This window comes from Janthinobacterium sp. SUN120 (assembly GCF_030397735.1).
Classification (GTDB): Bacteria; Pseudomonadota; Gammaproteobacteria; order Burkholderiales; family Burkholderiaceae_D; genus Janthinobacterium; species Janthinobacterium kumbetense.
In genome coordinates, this window is the sequence record NZ_JAPUBW010000001.1 from 165,065 (window position 1) to 181,464 (window position 16,400).

13 protein-coding genes are annotated in these 16,400 nt (G+C 63.2%); 7 read left to right on the plus strand and 6 right to left on the minus strand.

Translation table 11 applies throughout. The features are described 5' to 3' along the window. Positions 1 to 101 precede the first annotated feature (101 nt). The 4 genes from O0879_RS00745 to O0879_RS00760 all read left to right on the plus strand — a co-directional run bounded on the left by O0879_RS00745 (position 102) and on the right by O0879_RS00760 (position 3,267). Positions 102 to 449 (plus strand): integration host factor subunit alpha, encoded by a 348-nt coding sequence (locus tag O0879_RS00745; RefSeq protein ID WP_010399205.1) that lies wholly within the window; start codon positions 102 to 104, stop codon positions 447 to 449. A 10-nt stretch (positions 450 to 459) separates the two neighbouring features. Next, positions 460 to 864, plus strand: coding sequence for a MerR family transcriptional regulator (locus O0879_RS00750; protein ID WP_099667408.1), 405 nt, complete (start codon positions 460 to 462; stop codon positions 862 to 864). 210 nt (positions 865 to 1,074) lie between these two features. Next, a complete protein-coding gene (locus O0879_RS00755) occupies positions 1,075 to 1,707 on the plus strand; it encodes a response regulator transcription factor (RefSeq protein WP_034783185.1) in 633 nt (210 codons plus the stop codon). A 144-nt stretch (positions 1,708 to 1,851) separates the two neighbouring features. Next, complete coding sequence (locus O0879_RS00760; RefSeq protein WP_077406205.1) at positions 1,852 to 3,267, plus strand: CHASE3 domain-containing protein; 1,416 nt, start codon at positions 1,852 to 1,854, stop codon at positions 3,265 to 3,267. A gap of 88 nt (positions 3,268 to 3,355) precedes the next feature. Here the strand turns inward: O0879_RS00760 and O0879_RS00765 are convergent, their stop codons facing one another. Beyond that, a complete protein-coding gene (locus O0879_RS00765; RefSeq protein WP_034783188.1) occupies positions 3,356 to 4,165 on the minus strand; it encodes a Crp/Fnr family transcriptional regulator in 810 nt (269 codons plus the stop codon). Between the two features lie 226 nt (positions 4,166 to 4,391). Next, positions 4,392 to 6,449 (minus strand): methyl-accepting chemotaxis protein, encoded by a 2,058-nt coding sequence (locus O0879_RS00770; RefSeq protein ID WP_289914230.1) that lies wholly within the window; start codon positions 6,447 to 6,449, stop codon positions 4,392 to 4,394. A gap of 186 nt (positions 6,450 to 6,635) precedes the next feature. Here O0879_RS00770 and O0879_RS00775 point away from each other — a divergent pair, with 186 nt between their 5' ends. After that, positions 6,636 to 8,312: a peptide chain release factor 3 gene (locus O0879_RS00775; protein ID WP_077409182.1), complete on the plus strand. Its 1,677-nt coding sequence runs from the start codon at positions 6,636 to 6,638 to the stop codon at positions 8,310 to 8,312. Between the two features lie 49 nt (positions 8,313 to 8,361). On the opposite strand, the gene O0879_RS00780 is transcribed toward O0879_RS00775, so the two are convergent. Then, complete coding sequence (locus O0879_RS00780; protein WP_289914231.1) at positions 8,362 to 10,254, minus strand: EAL domain-containing protein; 1,893 nt, start codon at positions 10,252 to 10,254, stop codon at positions 8,362 to 8,364. A 739-nt stretch (positions 10,255 to 10,993) separates the two neighbouring features. Between O0879_RS00780 and rnk the strand changes: the two genes are divergently transcribed. Then, positions 10,994 to 11,401 (plus strand): nucleoside diphosphate kinase regulator, encoded by a 408-nt coding sequence (rnk, locus tag O0879_RS00785; RefSeq protein ID WP_162835757.1) that lies wholly within the window; start codon positions 10,994 to 10,996, stop codon positions 11,399 to 11,401. Between the two features lie 65 nt (positions 11,402 to 11,466). Here the strand turns inward: rnk and O0879_RS00790 are convergent, their stop codons facing one another. The 3 genes from O0879_RS00790 to O0879_RS00800 form a co-directional block, all read right to left on the minus strand. Continuing rightward, positions 11,467 to 12,495, minus strand: coding sequence for a transporter (locus tag O0879_RS00790; RefSeq protein ID WP_175444840.1), 1,029 nt, complete (start codon positions 12,493 to 12,495; stop codon positions 11,467 to 11,469). A 126-nt stretch (positions 12,496 to 12,621) separates the two neighbouring features. Further along, positions 12,622 to 13,320, minus strand: a complete 699-nt coding sequence (locus tag O0879_RS00795; protein ID WP_251348214.1) for a YXWGXW repeat-containing protein — start codon at positions 13,318 to 13,320, stop codon at positions 12,622 to 12,624. Between the two features lie 199 nt (positions 13,321 to 13,519). After that, positions 13,520 to 13,756 (minus strand): hypothetical protein, encoded by a 237-nt coding sequence (locus O0879_RS00800; protein ID WP_099667411.1) that lies wholly within the window; start codon positions 13,754 to 13,756, stop codon positions 13,520 to 13,522. A 322-nt stretch (positions 13,757 to 14,078) separates the two neighbouring features. Between O0879_RS00800 and O0879_RS00805 the strand changes: the two genes are divergently transcribed. After that, positions 14,079 to 16,400 carry a hypothetical protein gene (locus tag O0879_RS00805; protein ID WP_289914232.1) on the plus strand — a complete coding sequence of 774 codons (2,322 nt, stop codon included), beginning with the start codon at positions 14,079 to 14,081 and terminating at the stop codon, positions 16,398 to 16,400.

Consider the following 16,400-nt stretch of genomic DNA (forward strand, 5'->3'; position numbering starts at 1 on the left):
CGGGCTCGGGCGCACAGAAAAGGCAGGGCAGGAAAATTAATAACAGCGACGTTGATTCCGCCGTACTGCAGTCCGCACTGGCCGCAGATCTGCATCGGGCCATGCTGGTTGCCAAAGTGCGCCAGGAAGCGGAAAAAGATTTACCCACCTTGACCAAGGCGGAACTGGCCGAACTGTTGTTCGAGCAGGTGGGCCTGAACAAGCGCGAAGCGAAGGATATGGTCGAGACCTTTTTCGACGAGATCCGCAATGCGCTCGAACGGGGCGAGGCCGTCAAGCTGTCCGGTTTCGGTAATTTCCAGTTGCGCGACAAGCCGCAGCGGCCGGGCCGCAATCCGAAGACGGGCGAAGAGATTCCCATCACGGCGCGCCGCGTCGTGACCTTCCATGCGAGCCAGAAGCTGAAAAGCATGGTCGAAGAGACCAGTCCGCTGGCACGTGCTGCCTGAGTGAGTGGCGATGAACGAGCGCATCAGTAAAACCGAGTTGATCGCCTTGCCGCCCATTCCGGCGAAACGCTATTTCACGATCGGCGAGGTGAGCGAGTTGTGCGGCGTCAAACCGCATGTATTGCGCTACTGGGAGCAGGAGTTTTCCCAGCTCAAGCCGGTCAAACGACGTGGTAACCGCCGTTATTATCAGCACCATGAGGTGCTGTTGATACGCCGCATCCGCGAATTGCTGTACGAGCAGGGCTTTACCATCAGCGGTGCCCGCAACAAGCTCGATAGTCGTGGCGCTTCGCATGCCATCGCCGACGAGCTGCCAGTGCTGCCGGCCGTGCCCGTCGCGCCGCAGGAAGCGCCGCTGGACCGCGTGTGGATACGCAATGAATTAATTGCGATTTTAAACTTGCTAAAATAAGATTTGTACCAATATAGGTGGGGTTGTCCGGTAGCAGTTGACTGAGTTGACTATACTGCATGGGCGCTCGGCCTTGGCGCTGACGCTACCGTACTGCGCGCCATATTTTGAATATAATGTTAATGTTGCGTTTTTGTTAGTGACGCTGAACCGGAGCAGCGTTCAGGTTCCGGTAGTCTTTCCCAGGCCAGGAAAATTTAAGGGGAAACAATGATACGCGTTGCCATTTGTGATGATCACCAAATAGTACGAGCTGGATTCAAACAGATTTTTTCGTCGTCGAGCGATTTCAGTGTGGTGGCGGAAGCCGGTACGGGGCGCGAAGCGCTCGATATCGCCCGCCGCGAAATTTGCGATGTATTGCTGCTCGATATAGCCATGCCCGATCAGAGCGGCATCGATACCTTGCGCACGATCCGCCAGGGCCAGCCGGAATTGCCCGTGCTGATACTCAGCGGCTATCCCGCGCAGCAATACGCGTTGAACCTGTTCAAGATGGGCGCGAATGGCTATCTGAACAAGGAATGCGAAGCCGACGAGCTGATGACGGCCGTGCGCACCGTGTTCCAGGGGCGACGCTATGTCAGCTCCACCGTCGGCGAGTTGCTGGCGCAATCGTTCGACCGCGATACGAATGCCGCTTTGCACACGGAATTGTCGGACCGCGAATTCCAGGTCTTCCTGCGCCTGGCGCGCGGCGCCACCGTGTCCGATATCGGTGTCGCCTTGTCGCTGAGCATCAAGACGGTGAGTACTTACCGTACGCGCATCATGGAAAAAATGGGCTTGCAATCCAACAGCGACTTGACCTATTACGCAATGAAAAACAATTTGCTTGACTAGCGCTGCGGTGCGATCATGGAAACATGATCGCTCAGCCAGCCAGCCGGCACGACTTGTGCAGTGCAGCAGTTTGTGGCGAGGACTATAATTGGCCGGCGCCGGCGCTTTTTCCCGCGCCGAACCTTGCTAAGGATGCACATCAGGATGTATTTCACCGCTGAACCGGCCCCGAATCACCGCCTGCCCCTCTACAAGACGATCCTGTGCGTGACTTGCGCCTTGCTGCTTGTACTCAATGGTTTCAGTCTCTATCATAATCTGCAATCGCTGAAGGGCACGAACGCCTTGCTCAGCCAGAGCGCCCGCGTGGCGGACCGCTTGCAGTATTTGAACGTGCTCGTGCTCGATGCGGAAAGCAGCTTGCGCGGCTATTTCATTTCCGGCTCCGAAACCTATCTGGGGCCGTCGAAGACGGCGACCACGGAAATCGAAAACGAATTCAACGAGCTGCAAACCTTGCTCGCGGGCAGTCCTACCCAGTTGAAAAACCTGGGCCAGCTGAAAAGCTTGATCCGTCGCAAGATGTCGATGTTGCAACAGTCGATCGATGTCTACAAGCAGGGTGGGCTGGCCGAGATCGTCAACATTTCCCGTGTGACCGATGACCGCGCCACCATGGACGAGATCCGCCTGCAAGTGGTGATCATGACGCGCGAACAGAATGAAGCGTTGTCTTCCGGCAGCGCCGCCTTTTACCATGAGTACCAGAAAGCCGTGCTGCTCGGCATCGGCATCAATGCCCTGGCCATTCTCGTGCTGATCATGTTTTACCAGCTGGTGCGGCGCAGTTTCCAGAATCGCGCGGCCGTCGAGTATGCGCTGCAAAATGCCAACGACACCCTGGAATCGACGGTCAGCAAGCGTACGGAGCAGTTATCCGTGCTGTCGCGCCATTTGATCAGCGTCAATGAAGTGGAAAAGGCGCGCCTGGCGCGCGAATTGCACGATGAGCTGGGCGCCAACCTGACGTCGATCAGCATGGACCTGGGCGCCGTCACGCAGCAACTGGCGCACACGCAGCCGGAACTGGCCGCGCAATTGCGCCGCGCCAAGGCCACCTTGCTGGAAACGGTGGAACTCAAGCGCCGCATCGTCGAAGACCTGCGCCCCAGCCTGCTGGACAACCTGGGCCTGTGCGCCGCCATCGAAAGCTATTGCGAGGATTTTGCGCGCATGAGTTCGGTGCGCTGCGAAACGGACGTGGCCATCAATATCGACAACCGCGAAGCCACCCTGACGATTGCCCTGTTCCGTATCGTGCAGGAATCGCTGACCAATATCCTGAAATATGCGCGCGCCGGCATGGTCAGCGTGACCTTGAAGCGCAATGAGCACGGCCTGGTGCTGCGCGTGATCGACGATGGCATCGGCATCACGGAAGATGCGCTGCAAAAACCCATGTCGCACGGCTTGCTGGGCATGCGCGAGCGGGCCTTGTTGCTGGGTGGCACCCTCACTGTGCGCCAGGGGCCGGAAGGCAAGGGCACGTGCGTGGAAGCCGTGATTCCGTTGCCGCTGACGCCGGAGCCGGAAGACATCGATGCGGATGCCGAAGCGTAATGGACGTTGATGCAAGAAAAATGGCCGGGCATGCAGCCCGGCCATTTTTTTATCTGTCTTGCCTGATCAGCAGCGCATCAGCAGCGGATCAGCAGCGTGATACGTCACGCAGCAAACGGTCGTATTCCGTCTTCGCTACCTTGTAGCACTCGCCCGCATAGCATTCCAGGCCGGCGCGGTCCAGCACCGTGATATTGCCGCGGCGATAATGGATCAAGCCTTCTTCCTGCAGCTTGCCGGCGGCCGCCGTGATGCTTTCGCGGCGCACGCCCAGCATGATCGAGATCAACTCTTGCGTCACCTTCAATTCGTTCGATGGCGAACGGTCCAGGCGGTCCAGCAGCCAGCGGCACAGCTTTTGCTCGATCGAGCTGTGACGGCCACCGACCGCGTTCTGCGCCATTTGCGCAAACAGGGCGTTGGTGTAGCGCATCAGCAGCTGGGGCAGGGCGCCGCCCTGGTTGAAGGCGTCGCGCAAGCTTTGCGTTTTCAGGCGGTAGCCGTAGCCGGCACTTTGCACGACGGCCGTGCACATGGCGCGTTCGCCTGCCAGCAGCGAGGCACCGGCCACGCCTTCATGGCCGACGACGGCGATTTCCGTCGTGGCGCCGTCTTCCATGACATACAGCAAGGAAATGATGGCGGTGGTGGGGAAGTAGCTGTATTCCAGGTTGTTACCGTAGGCATACAATTCCTTGCCGAAAGGCAGTTCCACCAGTTCCAGGTCTTCGAACAGCGATTCGAGCGCGGCGCGCGGCAGGGCGGCCAGCAATTCATTTTGTTGGGCACTGCTGAGGCTAACCCGCGACGCAAGCTTGATTTCCCGACCGGCCGCCGGCATGGCGCGCGGCAGCAACTGGTTCTTCTGGACCGGGGCGATAAGTTGAGTATGGCTCATAGTATTCCTCACAGGCTTTTTACATCGGAGTGCGACTGCCGCGTTGCTGGTCAAAAAAGTTGCCGCATCCATCTGAAAACAGCGTTTTTTTTCGACCGCGCGGTGCAGATCGCGATGTAGCTACTTTAAAAGCTTATGTAAGTGGCGAACATAAGATTAGCAGTCGCCACTTTGTAGTCTCTTTTGAGGCGAAATTGTAGTCCTTGTCCTACGTGCACACTTTAGCCTAGCTAGCCTTGCGCCGTTCTGCGCGATTTTGTGATATGACGCGCGGCTTGTTGGCGCTCCACAGACCGGCCGGCCGCACGCTGGGCAAGCCGTCGTGCACGGTTGCGGCGGGTGTCTGGCGCACGTTTGGCGCCTCGTGCTCCCCCAGGCGGAAGCGGCTGACGGCCTGCGTCAGCGCCTCGCCTTCCTGGTGCAGGCGCTGCGAACCGGCGCGCGCCTCGTCGACCAGGCTCGCATTCTGGCGCGTCATGTCGTCGATTTGCGCCAGCGCGCCGTTGATGCGGGCGATTTCGCCATTCTGCTCGGCACCGGCGCTGCTGATGCGACCGATGACGACGGATACTTGCTGCACCGCGTCGACGACTTGCCGCATGGTGCTGCCGGCCGCGTTGACCAGGTCGCCGCCCGCGTCCACGGTGGCCACGGAGTCGCCGATCAGGCGTTTGATCTGCTGCGCCGCCTCGCTGGAACGCTGCGCCAGGCTGCGCACTTCGGACGCCACGACGGCAAAGCCGCGCCCCTGTTCGCCCGCGCGCGCCGCTTCCACGGCCGCGTTCAGGGCGAGGATATTCGTCTGGAAGGCGATACCGTTGATCACGCCGATGATGTCGACGATCTTGTGCGAGCTGGCCTTGATCGAGGCCATGGTCTCGACCACGGCGCTGACGGTCTCGCCGCCGCGCTGGGCCACTTCGGCGGCTGACGCCACCAGGGTGCGTCCCTGTCCTACGTGGGCTTCGTTGCGGCTCACGGTGGCCGTCAGCTCGCGCATCGAGTCCACGGTGGCGCCCAGCGCGTCCGCTTGCGTGGCCGTGTGGCCGGACAGGGCGGCGTTGCCCTGGGCGATATCGGCGCCGGCCGCGGCGATGATGGCCGCGCCGCCGCGGATTTCCTGCACCAGGGTGGCCAGGCCATGCGTCATGGCGCCGAAGTCGCGCACCAGGTCGCCGATCTCGTCGTGCGCCTGCGAGGTGATGCGCTGCGACAGGTCGCCCGCCGCCGCGGCGCCCACGGCCACGCGCAGTTGCTGCACGTCGCGCGCGAACGCGGCATAAAAGCCCGCGCACAGGTAGGCGGCGGCCAGCAGCACCAGCAGCATGGCCGCCAGGATCAGGGCGCGGCGCGCCTCGTCGCGGGCGATGCGCTGCGCCAGCAAGCCGTCCAGCGCGGTGGCGGAGGCGCCGGACAGCGCGTGCAGGGCGTCGATGGCTTGCATGCCAGCCGCGTGGAATTGCGCGCCCGACGTCTGGTCGTAGGAATTCGTCACTTCATTCTTCGTGCGTTCGAGGAAGGCCAGCGCGGCCGGCACGGCTTTCAGGGCCGGCTGCAGGCTGGCGCGCAATTCCGGCTTGGCCGCGATGATTTCGTCGAAGCGGGCCGGCAGGCGTTCCAGTTCGTGGCGCGCGATCAGGGCGTTGGCGTTGACGAGTTGATCTTCATTTGCCTCGAACAGGCCCGTGTCGATGTAGGCGGCGCCGCGCCCGCCGATGTCGGACAGGCTCTCGGCCAGGTCGGGCAGGGTGGCGGTGAAGGCGGCGCTCAGGTGGTTGGCGCCCGCGTCCGGGTCCAGACTCAGGTGCGAGCGGTCGGCCACCAACTGGCCCAGCTTGGCCGCCTGGCGCAGCAGCGCCGTGTGCGCCGCGTAGCTGTCGCGCGCCGCGAGGCCCGCCTGGCGGCCCAGCAGGGCTTGCCACTGTTTCGTCAGTTCGGCCGCCTGGGGCAGGCCGGCGCCCGCCGGCAAGCGCGCCAGGGCGGCCAGCGCGGCCGTGATGCGCGCGTTCAGGGCCGTGTTGTCCATGCCCGCCTTGCCGCTCAGGCGCAAGTGCTCGAGGCCGCGCCGCTGTTGCAGCAGCCGCGTGCCTTCCTGCAACTGGCGCACATAGGCCACGCCCCGCTGCGCATCCTGCGCCTGGGCCAGCGACTTGCCCAGCTCCGAGATCAGCAGGGTGGTCGCCAGCGCCAGCGGCAGCAGGAAGACCAGGCAGACAAGCATGAATTTGGGCAGCAGGCGCAAGCGCTGCATGAGGCGGATGGCGGGGGTGAGGAGCATTTTCATCGGGTTTCCAGGGTAGGGTGACAACATTTCTGCAGTGCAATGTTGCCTGCGGATTGTGACCCCTTGATGAAGTGTGCCGCGATGCAGTCAGTTTTGCCGTTCGCCAGAGTGAAGCAGTTCACACGGAAGGCCGATCCTTCTGTAAAATCGAGGGTTTTTTGCGAGGGCCATATTATGGTCACCAATATGGCCAACGAGAACGACATCAACACCCCCGATTCCAGCGACAGCGCGGACAACGCCGCAGCGCCAGTAAGCAGCAAGGCGCCGGCCGTGATCGCGCGCGAAGTGCAGCGCCGCCGCACCTTCGGCATCATTTCCCACCCGGATGCCGGTAAAACCACCCTGACGGAAAAACTGCTGCTGTTCTCGGGCGCGATCCAGATGGCCGGTACCGTCAAGGCGCGTAAATCGGGCCGCCACGCGACGTCGGACTGGATGGAGATCGAGAAGCAGCGCGGCATTTCCGTCGCTTCCTCGGTGATGCAGTTCGAATTCCGCGACCACGTCGTCAACCTGCTCGACACCCCGGGTCACCAGGACTTCTCGGAAGATACCTACCGCGTGCTGACGGCGGTCGACTCGGCGCTGATGGTGATCGACGCGGCCAAGGGCGTGGAAGCGCAGACGATCAAGCTGCTGGCCGTGTGCCGCATGCGCAATACGCCGATCGTCACCTTCATGAACAAGATGGACCGCGAGACGCGCGATCCGCTGGACCTGCTCGACGAGCTGGAATCGGTGCTGAAGATCCAGTGCGCGCCCGTCACCTGGCCTATCGGCATGGGCAAGAACTTCCGCGGCGTGTACCACCTGCTGAACGACGAGATCATGCTGTTCAAGGCAGGTGAAGAGAAGGCCGACGGCGCCTTCGAAATCATCAAGGGCATCGACAATCCGCGCCTGCAGGAGATGTTCCCGCTTGAGATGGATCAATTGCGCATGGAAGTGGAACTGGTGCACGGCGCGTCGAACCCGTTCAACCTGGAAGAATTCCTCTCCGGCGTGCAGACGCCCGTGTTCTTCGGTTCGGCCATCAACAACTTCGGCGTGCGCGAGATCCTGTCCGCGCTGGTCGACTGGGCGCCGGCGCCGCGCGAGCGCGACGCGACCGTGCGCTCGGTGGCGCCGTCCGAGCAGCCATTTACCGGTTTCGTCTTCAAGATCCAGGCCAACATGGACCCGGCCCACCGCGACCGCATCGCCTTCCTGCGCGTGTGCTCGGGACGTTTCGAGCGCGGCATGAAGGTCAAGCATTTGCGCCTGGGGCGCGAGATCAAGGTGTCGAACGTGGTGACCTTCATGGCTTCCTCGCGCGAACAGGTGGAAGAGGCGTACGCGGGCGACATCATCGGCTTGCCGAACCACGGCAACATGCAGATCGGCGACAGCTTTTCCGAAGGCGAGATGCTGACGTTTACCGGCATCCCGTACTTCGCGCCGGACTTCTTCCGTTCGGTGCGCATCCGTAATCCCTTGAAAATCAAGCAGTTGCACAAGGGCTTGCAGCAGCTGGGCGAAGAGGGCGCGGTGCAGGTCTTCAAGCCGGTGCAGGGCGGCGAGCTGGTGCTGGGCGCCGTCGGCGTGCTGCAGTTCGAAGTGGTGGCCAGCCGTTTGCTCAACGAGTATGGCGTGGACGCCGTGTTTGAAGGCACCAGCATCAGCAGCGCCCGCTGGGTCAGCTGCGACGACAAGCGTATCCTGCAGGATTTCGAAAATGCGTTGGGCCACAACGTGGCCTACGATGCGGCCGGCAACATGGCGTATCTGGCGACATCCGGCGTGAACCTGCGCCTGACGGAAGAGCGCTGGCCGAAGCTGACATTCCACGCCACGCGCGAGCATTCGGCCAAGCTGGCCTGATGACTTTGAGGTAGCGATGAAGGGCAGAGCCAGTGGTTCTGCCCTTTTTTTACGCCGGCAGGATCGTGCGCGTACTCCAGTCGCGCCGTTCCAGCAGCAATGCCGTCAATTGTGCCGCCGTCATCGGGCGGGCAAAGAAAAAGCCCTGCACGTTGTCGCAGCCCGCTTTGCGCAAGAACTCCACCTGCTGCAGCGTTTCCACCCCTTCGGCCACCACTTTCAGGTGCAGGCTGTGCGCCATGGCGATGATGGCCGTGACGATGGCTTCGCCCTCGCCGGGCAGGTCGTGCACGAAGCTGCGGTCGATTTTCAGCTGGTCGATGGGCAGGCGTTTCAAGTACGACATCGAGGAATAGCCGGTGCCGAAATCGTCGATCGACAGGTGGATGCCCGTTTCCTGCAGGCGCCGCATCAATTCCACGTTGGCGTGGACATTGTCCATCAGGACGCCTTCCGTGATTTCCAGCTCCAGCAAGCCATGCGGCAGCTGCGTTTCGTCCAGGATGGCGCGGATATCGTCCATCAGGCCCGGATCGCGCGCCTGGCAGGCCGACAGGTTGACGGCCACGTGTTCGAGCGAATCGAGCAAGCCCGCCTTGCACCAGGCAGCCGCCTGGCGGCAGGCGCTTTGCAGCACCCAGCGTCCCAGGTCGACGATGATGCCGCTTTCCTCGGCCACGGGGATGAATTCGGCGGGACTCAGCTGGCCCATGTCGCGGCAATGCCAGCGTATCAGCGCTTCCACGCCGACGATGCGCCCGCTGCGCAAGTCGATCTGCGGCTGGTAGTGCAAATACAGTTCCTCGTTCTGCAGGGCGCGGCGCAGGTTCGCTTCCATGCGCAGGCGGCGCTGGGCGCGTAACTCCATTTCGGCCTTGAACACGGCGTAGCGGTTCTTGCCCTGGTGCTTGGCGTGGTACATGGCCGTATCGGCATTGCGCGTCAGGGTGGCCACGTCCTGCGCGTCGAACGGATACAGGCTCACGCCGATGCTGGCGCTGACGTACAGCTGGTGGCCTTCGAGGGCGAACGGCGCGGCCAGCACGGCGAGGATCTTGCGCGCCACGCTGGCCATCTCCGAGGCGTCGTCGGCCGGTTCCACGATGACGACGAATTCGTCGCCGCCGATGCGGCAGATGATGTCGGTGCCGCGCAGGATGGCCACCAGGCGCTCGGACACGAGCTTGAGCAGCTGGTCGCCGCAGTGGTGGCCCAGCGTATCGTTGACGATCTTGAAGTTGTCCAGGTCCAGCAGCAGCAGGCCCACGCTGCTGTCCTGGCGGTCGGCGCGCGCCAGCGCATAGGCCAGCGCATCGTTGAATTCATGGCGGTTCGGCAGCTGCGTGACCGGGTCGACGTGGGCCAGGTAGTGCAAATGGCGCTCCGCATGCAGGGCGGCGGTGCGCGTGCGGCGCACCATCAGGAAGGTCAGGCCGAACGCGCACAGGCAGACCAGCAGGGTGAAGGCGGCAAATTGCGCCAGGCTGGCGTACAGCGGCGCCAGGCTGGCGCGCAGGTACAGCGCGCCGCCGCCGGGCAAGGCCGTCAGGATGGCAGCGCTGCCGTCCAGGTAATCGATCTGCAGGCCGTTGCGCGGCGCCGTGGGAGCGGTATCGCTGCCGCTGCGCGCGTAGCGGGCAAACGGCGTGCCATAGGGGCTGTAAAGCAGTGCTTGCCGGATATGCGGGGCGGCGGCGAGGGGAGCGAGGAGTTGTTGCGCTGCAAGACGATTGTCCTGGCGCATGGCCTGCGTGGCGGCAGGCGCCAGCATGTCGGCCTGGATGCGCAGCGTGCGCTGGAAGGATGCCTGGAGGGAAAACAACTGGAAGAGGATCAACAGCAGGCTGGCCATGGCCAGCATGGCCGCCGCGGCCAGCAAGTTCAGCCTGGCAATGCGGTCGCCGCGCAATTGCGCCGACGGCAGCATCAATGGCGCCATCATGACGCTTTCTCCTGCCGGCCCCGCTTGCCGCCGCCCCGTGTGATCCCGCCTCGCCCTGCCATACTTTACGTTCCAGTCTGATGAAAACCGAAGTGAGCCGGAACTCTCGACGTGTTGTTAAGGCCGACATATTGTCATTTTGCAGCGTGAAAGTACAGGGCGCGCGGCAATTTTGTCTGCATGCCACAGGCCGGTGGCAGCAGGCTAAGTAGGTCGTAATAAATTATTGTGATTTCTGACTTCCATAACCGGCGTTCTGCGGCGTTACCCGCTGCTAGCAGTGCCTGCACTGCGTCGCAACGGGCGCCTTGCAGCGCATCCGGTTCTGTTCGTCATAACTTCACAATAATTTCCCACGACCTACTTAGGCGACAAGTCAGGCGGAAAAGGTGGGGCGTGTCTTTCTAATAATAATCCAAGCTGAATTTTAATCCTTTTTTTGCCGGCTGTTTTTTTCCTTTAAAAACATGCTGACAATAAACAAAATGCCATCAAGAATAACTTCAATGGCCCCGGCATCGCGGCGCGGATTAACTTTTTGCCTGCATAGGCCATTGCAAGTCATTGATTTTAATAAATTTTAATGAAGAATGCGAGAACGCTATGGCCTTGCTCCGCGAGTTCGTCCATAATCCGCAGATGATGGACGTCCTGATGCTGTTTGTTTTGTCTGCCGCGGCCAAGCAAGCTGCCGCCAGCAAACCCGGACGTCGCCCTAATGATCAATAGTGAGGATATCTTGGAAAAAAAACCAAAAATTATTTTGTCGTCACAAGACCTGGAACGACTGGAAGCGTTGTTGTATGCCTTGGGTAATAATCTGTCGCCGGACAAGGCTGCCTTGCTCGACGAACTGGGCCGCGCCGAGGTGCTCGAGCCGCAAGAGATTCCCCCGACCGTCGTGACGATGAATTCCACCGTGCGCTTCACGGTGGAAAACAAGGAGGAATTCTGCCTGACGCTCGTGTATCCGAAGGATGTGGAAGGCCAGGCCGACCGCATTTCCGTGCTGGCGCCCGTCGGCAGCGCGCTGCTGGGCCTATCCGTGGGCGACAGCATCGCCTGGCCCATGCCGGGCGGCGTGGTGAAGGTCAAGATCGAGGAAATCGTTTACCAGCCTGAACGGGCTGGCGAATACCACCGTTAAGCGTAGCCAGCAGTAACGGCGGACGGCGCCCGCCGTTCGCTTGCCAGGCCGTGCCGGGAGCGGATCTAGCTGTTCCTCTGCACGCGCACCACCAGCCATCCCGCCACCACCGTGAACGTGACGATGATGGCGACGATGATCCAGAAGCCCTGCGGATGCTGGGCCAGCGGAATTCCCCCCACATTCATGCCCAGCATGCCGGCGATGATATTGATCGGCAAGGCCAGCACGGTGACGATGGTCAGCACGAACAGGCTGCGGCTGTTTTCCTCGTTGACGCTGGCGGCAATCTCTTCCTGCAGCAGCTTGATGCGTTCCTGCAGGGACGACATATCGCTGAGGACCACCGAAAATTCCTCCGTCGACTGGCGCAATTCCAGGCTGTCCAGCTCCGACACCCATGCAGGCGGGCGTTGCAGCAGGCGGAACAGGGCGGCCGGTTCCGGCGCCAGTAGGCGCTGCAGCCGTACCAGCACGCGCCGCATGGCGCCCAGGTCTTCGCGTTTCGGCACTAGGCGCCCGGCTAGCAAGTGGTCTTCGATATCGTCGACCCGCGCCACGGCGTCGCGCACGATGTTGACCAGCACGTCCGCCTGATCGCGCAACAGGTGAATCAGCAGCTCCACCGACGAGCGGATCGGCTCGTGGTTCTTGATGACGGCCTGGCGCAAGCGCTCGATCGACTGCAGCGGCGCGCGGCGCGCCGTGATGACGAGGTTTTGCGCCACGCTGGCCCACATGGTGGAAATATCGGATGCCTCGAACGAAAAATTGTGCACCACATCGTTGACCACGGCGATCAGGGTGTTTTCCGCCTGTTCGATGCGCGTCGAGCGTGAGCCCTGGTGCAGGGTTTCATAGAATTCGTCGGCCAGCTGCGTGTGCGTCATCAGCCATTTTTCGCTGGCCGCATGCGACAGGTTGAAATGCAGCCAGACGAATTCCTGCGCCGGGCGCGCCGCGCCATCGGCCAGCCAGGCCAGGGCGGCCGTCGAGTCGAGCGCCAGCGGCTGCGCCTCGCGGCCAAACAGGAAGCCCCAGACCAGGCCCGAGGTGTCCGAGCCGTAGGTAAAACCGGCAGTTTCCATCGCCATCGTGAATCTTTCTCGTGCAGTGTGATTGATCGTCGCGCGATTTTAATACACGGATGTGTCGGGAAAATGACAAGGCCACCGCGAGCGGTGGCCTTGGTGCTACTGGGTGCTGACTACAGCCGAGTATTAGCTGCGGTTCGGGTTGTCCGGACGCCGGTCGTCGCGGTTCGGCACGCCGTCATGGTCGCGGTCGTGGCGGTTGCCATTGTCGCGGTCATAGCGGTTGGGGATGCCGTCGCGGTCGCGGTCGCCGTTCGGGCCCCGTGGCGACCAGCGGCCTTGCTCCATCTGCCAGCGGCCGTCGCGCTGGTTCCAGGCGGGCGGCGCATACGCATAGCCGGGGCGTTCGGCGATCCACACGCCTGGTGTCCAGGCGTAGCGCTGGCTGCGCCATTCCCAGTGGCCGGGCGCCCAGATGTAGCCGTGGCGCGCGCGCGGGATGGCTTCGCGGCGCGGTGGCGGCGGGGCGATGCGGATCTCGTCGTAGCGCACGGGCTGCACTTGCGCGGCGACCCAGCCGCCGCGGTCCAGGCGCCAGCGGTTGTTTTCCTGTATCCAGGCGGCGCGGCGGTACTGATTGCCGCCCCGTTCGCGCAGCCATTCGCCATTGTTCCAGACGTGGCGCTGGCCATCCCAGTTCCAGTAGCCGGGCGCCCACACATAGCCGGCGCGCGGCGCTGGCACGCTTTCAAACCGTGGCGGAGGCGGGGCGTTGCCGACGACAATGCTGACGCCGAGCTGATTCTGGGCCATGGCCTGCGCGGGCAGGAAGGCCGCGGCGCTGATGGCAAGCATGGCTGCTGCGTAGAGTGTGATGGGTTTCATGGGTTGCTCCATTTCGGTGATTGCGTGAAATGGACTATAGGCGCTTGCCGGCGATTTTTCGCCTTTGATTCAACTTATTACAATTGACACAATGCTGTGTGTCCGTGTATCCGTTGCGGATACAAATCAGATGCCTATGGCGGCCTGGCGCGGCGACTATCTGCAGTGCGCCAGGCGGCGTGGTGTCAGCATCGGCGGCTCACAGGGTGCTGGCGCTGGCGTTGCCCAGCAAGGCTTGCCGCTCCTCGATCAGCGAGATTTTCTTTTCCTGTTCCGTCAGGCGCTTGGCGCTGACCACCACCACGGGGATGGCGCCCGCTTGCGCCACATCGGCGGCCTTGGCGGCCGATGGCTGCATGAAGCTGGCATAGCTGGCACCGCAGGCGATGGCGACGGCGACGGTGAAGATGGCTTCCATGTTTTTCAAGGCTTTCATGATGTTTCCTTTCGGGTGGCGGGTGGGTATGCATGCACTGTAGCCAGGCGCGGGCCGCTGCGCCATGCGGATGCGACCAGCCGTGGTTTTGGCGGGATGGCCTGCAAAAAAACGGCGCTGAAATGCCTGCGCACGGGGCCGGCAAGCCGACCGCTTGAATTGAGGCCTAAATTGCCCTGTATCCGGGCATATGAATGTAATTGCCGCGTGGCATTATTTGACGCTGCACACTGCCGCGCGCGGCAAGTGCAGGGCCAGCTGTCCTGCTAGAATCGGCGTGGCGGCCCCGTCGCGTGGATAAAAATATCATCAGGAGTCACACATGTTCCAATTGTTTGGTTTTGGCGGCGCCCGCTGCCCGCGCTGCGAGCACAAGAACGGCGCTGCCGCCGGCTATTGCGCGCAATGCGGCTTGTCGCTGGGGGCACCCGACAGCGACGCGGTGCTGCATGCCAATCAATGGCATCTTGCTGATGGGCAACTGGCCCTGTTCTTCGGCGTGCGCGAACTGTCCTCGCTGTTCGGCAGCGCGGCGCGCCGCCTGCAGGTACCGGCCGAGTCGCGCGCCTGGATCGTGCAATCGGACGCTTTCACCTTGATACCGGCCGGCGACTACGACAGCGCCGCCTTCTTCGCGCGCCTGCCCGCGCTGCTGCCGGCGCGTCCGGCCGAAGTGCTGATCGCGCGTGCCGACGCCGTCAGCCTGGAATTCGACTTGCCCGGCCTGGCCAGTACGGAGTTGCTGAACGTCGCCGCATCCCTGCGCGTGGACATCGCCCTGGGCCAGCCCGACGCGTTCGCGCGCCAGTTCATGCGCGCGCCGGGCGCCGTCACGCGCGCCCACCTGCACGCCTTGCTGCTGCCATCCGTGCGCCAGATCGCGCTGGAATTCATCGGTAGCCGCGCGCTGGGCGAGATGGATGCGAATGCCGACCTGCACCCGGAATTGAACGAGCGCCTGCAATCGGCCCTGACGCAGCGCCTGGCGCCCAGCGGCCTGGCCGTGGCGCGCGTGGAAACCCTGGCGCTGCGCCACGACAAGCGCGAAGGCGACGCTGGCGCCAGCATCGGCACCCTGTGGCTGGGAGGCTTGCCGGCGCAGGAACTTGAGCAGCACAGCCTGGAACGCATGAAGCAGCTCGACCAGCTGTATGACGAGGAAGAGTGGCAGCGCATCCGCCGCGAGGAACTGGCGGCGCGCCATGCGCACCGCCGCGCCGAACTGACGCAGGATGCGACGGTGGAAAAGGCGGAGCTGAACCACCAGGAAGCGGAGCGCCTGCAGGCGCTGCGCGGGCGCCAGATCGACCTGTATGGCCGCATCCTGGAAGCGAAATCGCGCCGCCAGGCGCTCGACCATGGCGCCGCGCTGGCGCTGGGCGAGCTGGAACAGGAACTGGCGCAGAAGGGCGCGCAGCGCGCCGACGAAACGGCCAGCTGGGAACACGTGCGGGCGCTGGCCGCCATCAAGATGCGCAGCGAGCTGGAACTGTCGCAGCTGCATGGGCGCGAACAGATCCAGCTGGCGCAGCAGCGCTTTACGCATCAGGTGCATTTGCAGTCGATCGCGCAGCAAGTGGAAAGCGCGCTGCTGATCGATGACGAGACGGGCCGCCGCACCCAGCTGGCGCGCCTGCGCCAGGCGGAAGCGGATGCGGCCCAGCGCGAGGCGCAGCTGGAGGCGGAGCAGCACCAGGCCGCCTGGCAGGGCCTGATGCTGGCGAATGCGGCGCGCAAGCGCGAGGCGGAGCGGGTACAGGAGTGGGAAGAGCAGATGCAGCTGGCACGCCAGCGCGAATTGTTGCGCGCCGAGGCGCACAAGGATGAAGCGGCGCAGGTGCAGGCGGCGGAAATCGCGGAAAAAGTGGCAGCGCTGCGGCGCGGCGGCGCGCGCGAAGACGCCATCGCGCAGCAGGAAAAGCTGCTGCGCACCATCGAGGCCGACGGCGTGCACGCGCGCCAGCTGCAGCAGCAAGCGCAGCTGGCACAGCTCGACGCGCTGGCCATCGAGGAACAGCGCCAGCAACTGCGCCAGCTGGAACAGGAAGCGCAATGGCAGCGCGACTTGCTGGCCATGGCGCAGCAGCGCGAAAGCGATTATGCGCGCTGGAAGGGCGAGTACGAAGCCCTGCTGGCGCAGCAGGCGCATGCGGCCGAACTGGCGCGCATCGACATCGACCGCATCGAGAAAATCGGCTCCCTGAGCGACACGGGCAAGGTGGCCATGGCCGCCGGGCAGAACGCGGCCGCGCTGGCGCAAGTGCTGAAAGTGCAGCTGCAGGCGGGCATGAGCGCCGAACAGATCCACGCGCTGGCGGCGCTGGCGGCGGCCGAGAACAGCGTTTCTCCCGCCGAGGCGCTGCGCATGGCGCAGGACAGGGCGGCGCAGGAGCGCAGCTACCTGGAAGGCCAGGCGGAACGCGAACGGCGCCAGCAGCTGGACTTGATCAACCTGCAGAACGCGGCGCACGCGCATGGCCTGTCGGCGCAGGCGCAGCTGGGCGTGGCCGTGGCGCAGGCGCTGCAGCCAGGTGTCGGGCCGGGCGCCGCTGCGCCGCTGCGCTGCAAGAACGGCCATGCGCAGCGCGCAGGCCATCCGGAAGATAAATTCTGCGCCGCCTGCGGCGTCGCCTTGCAGCCTTGA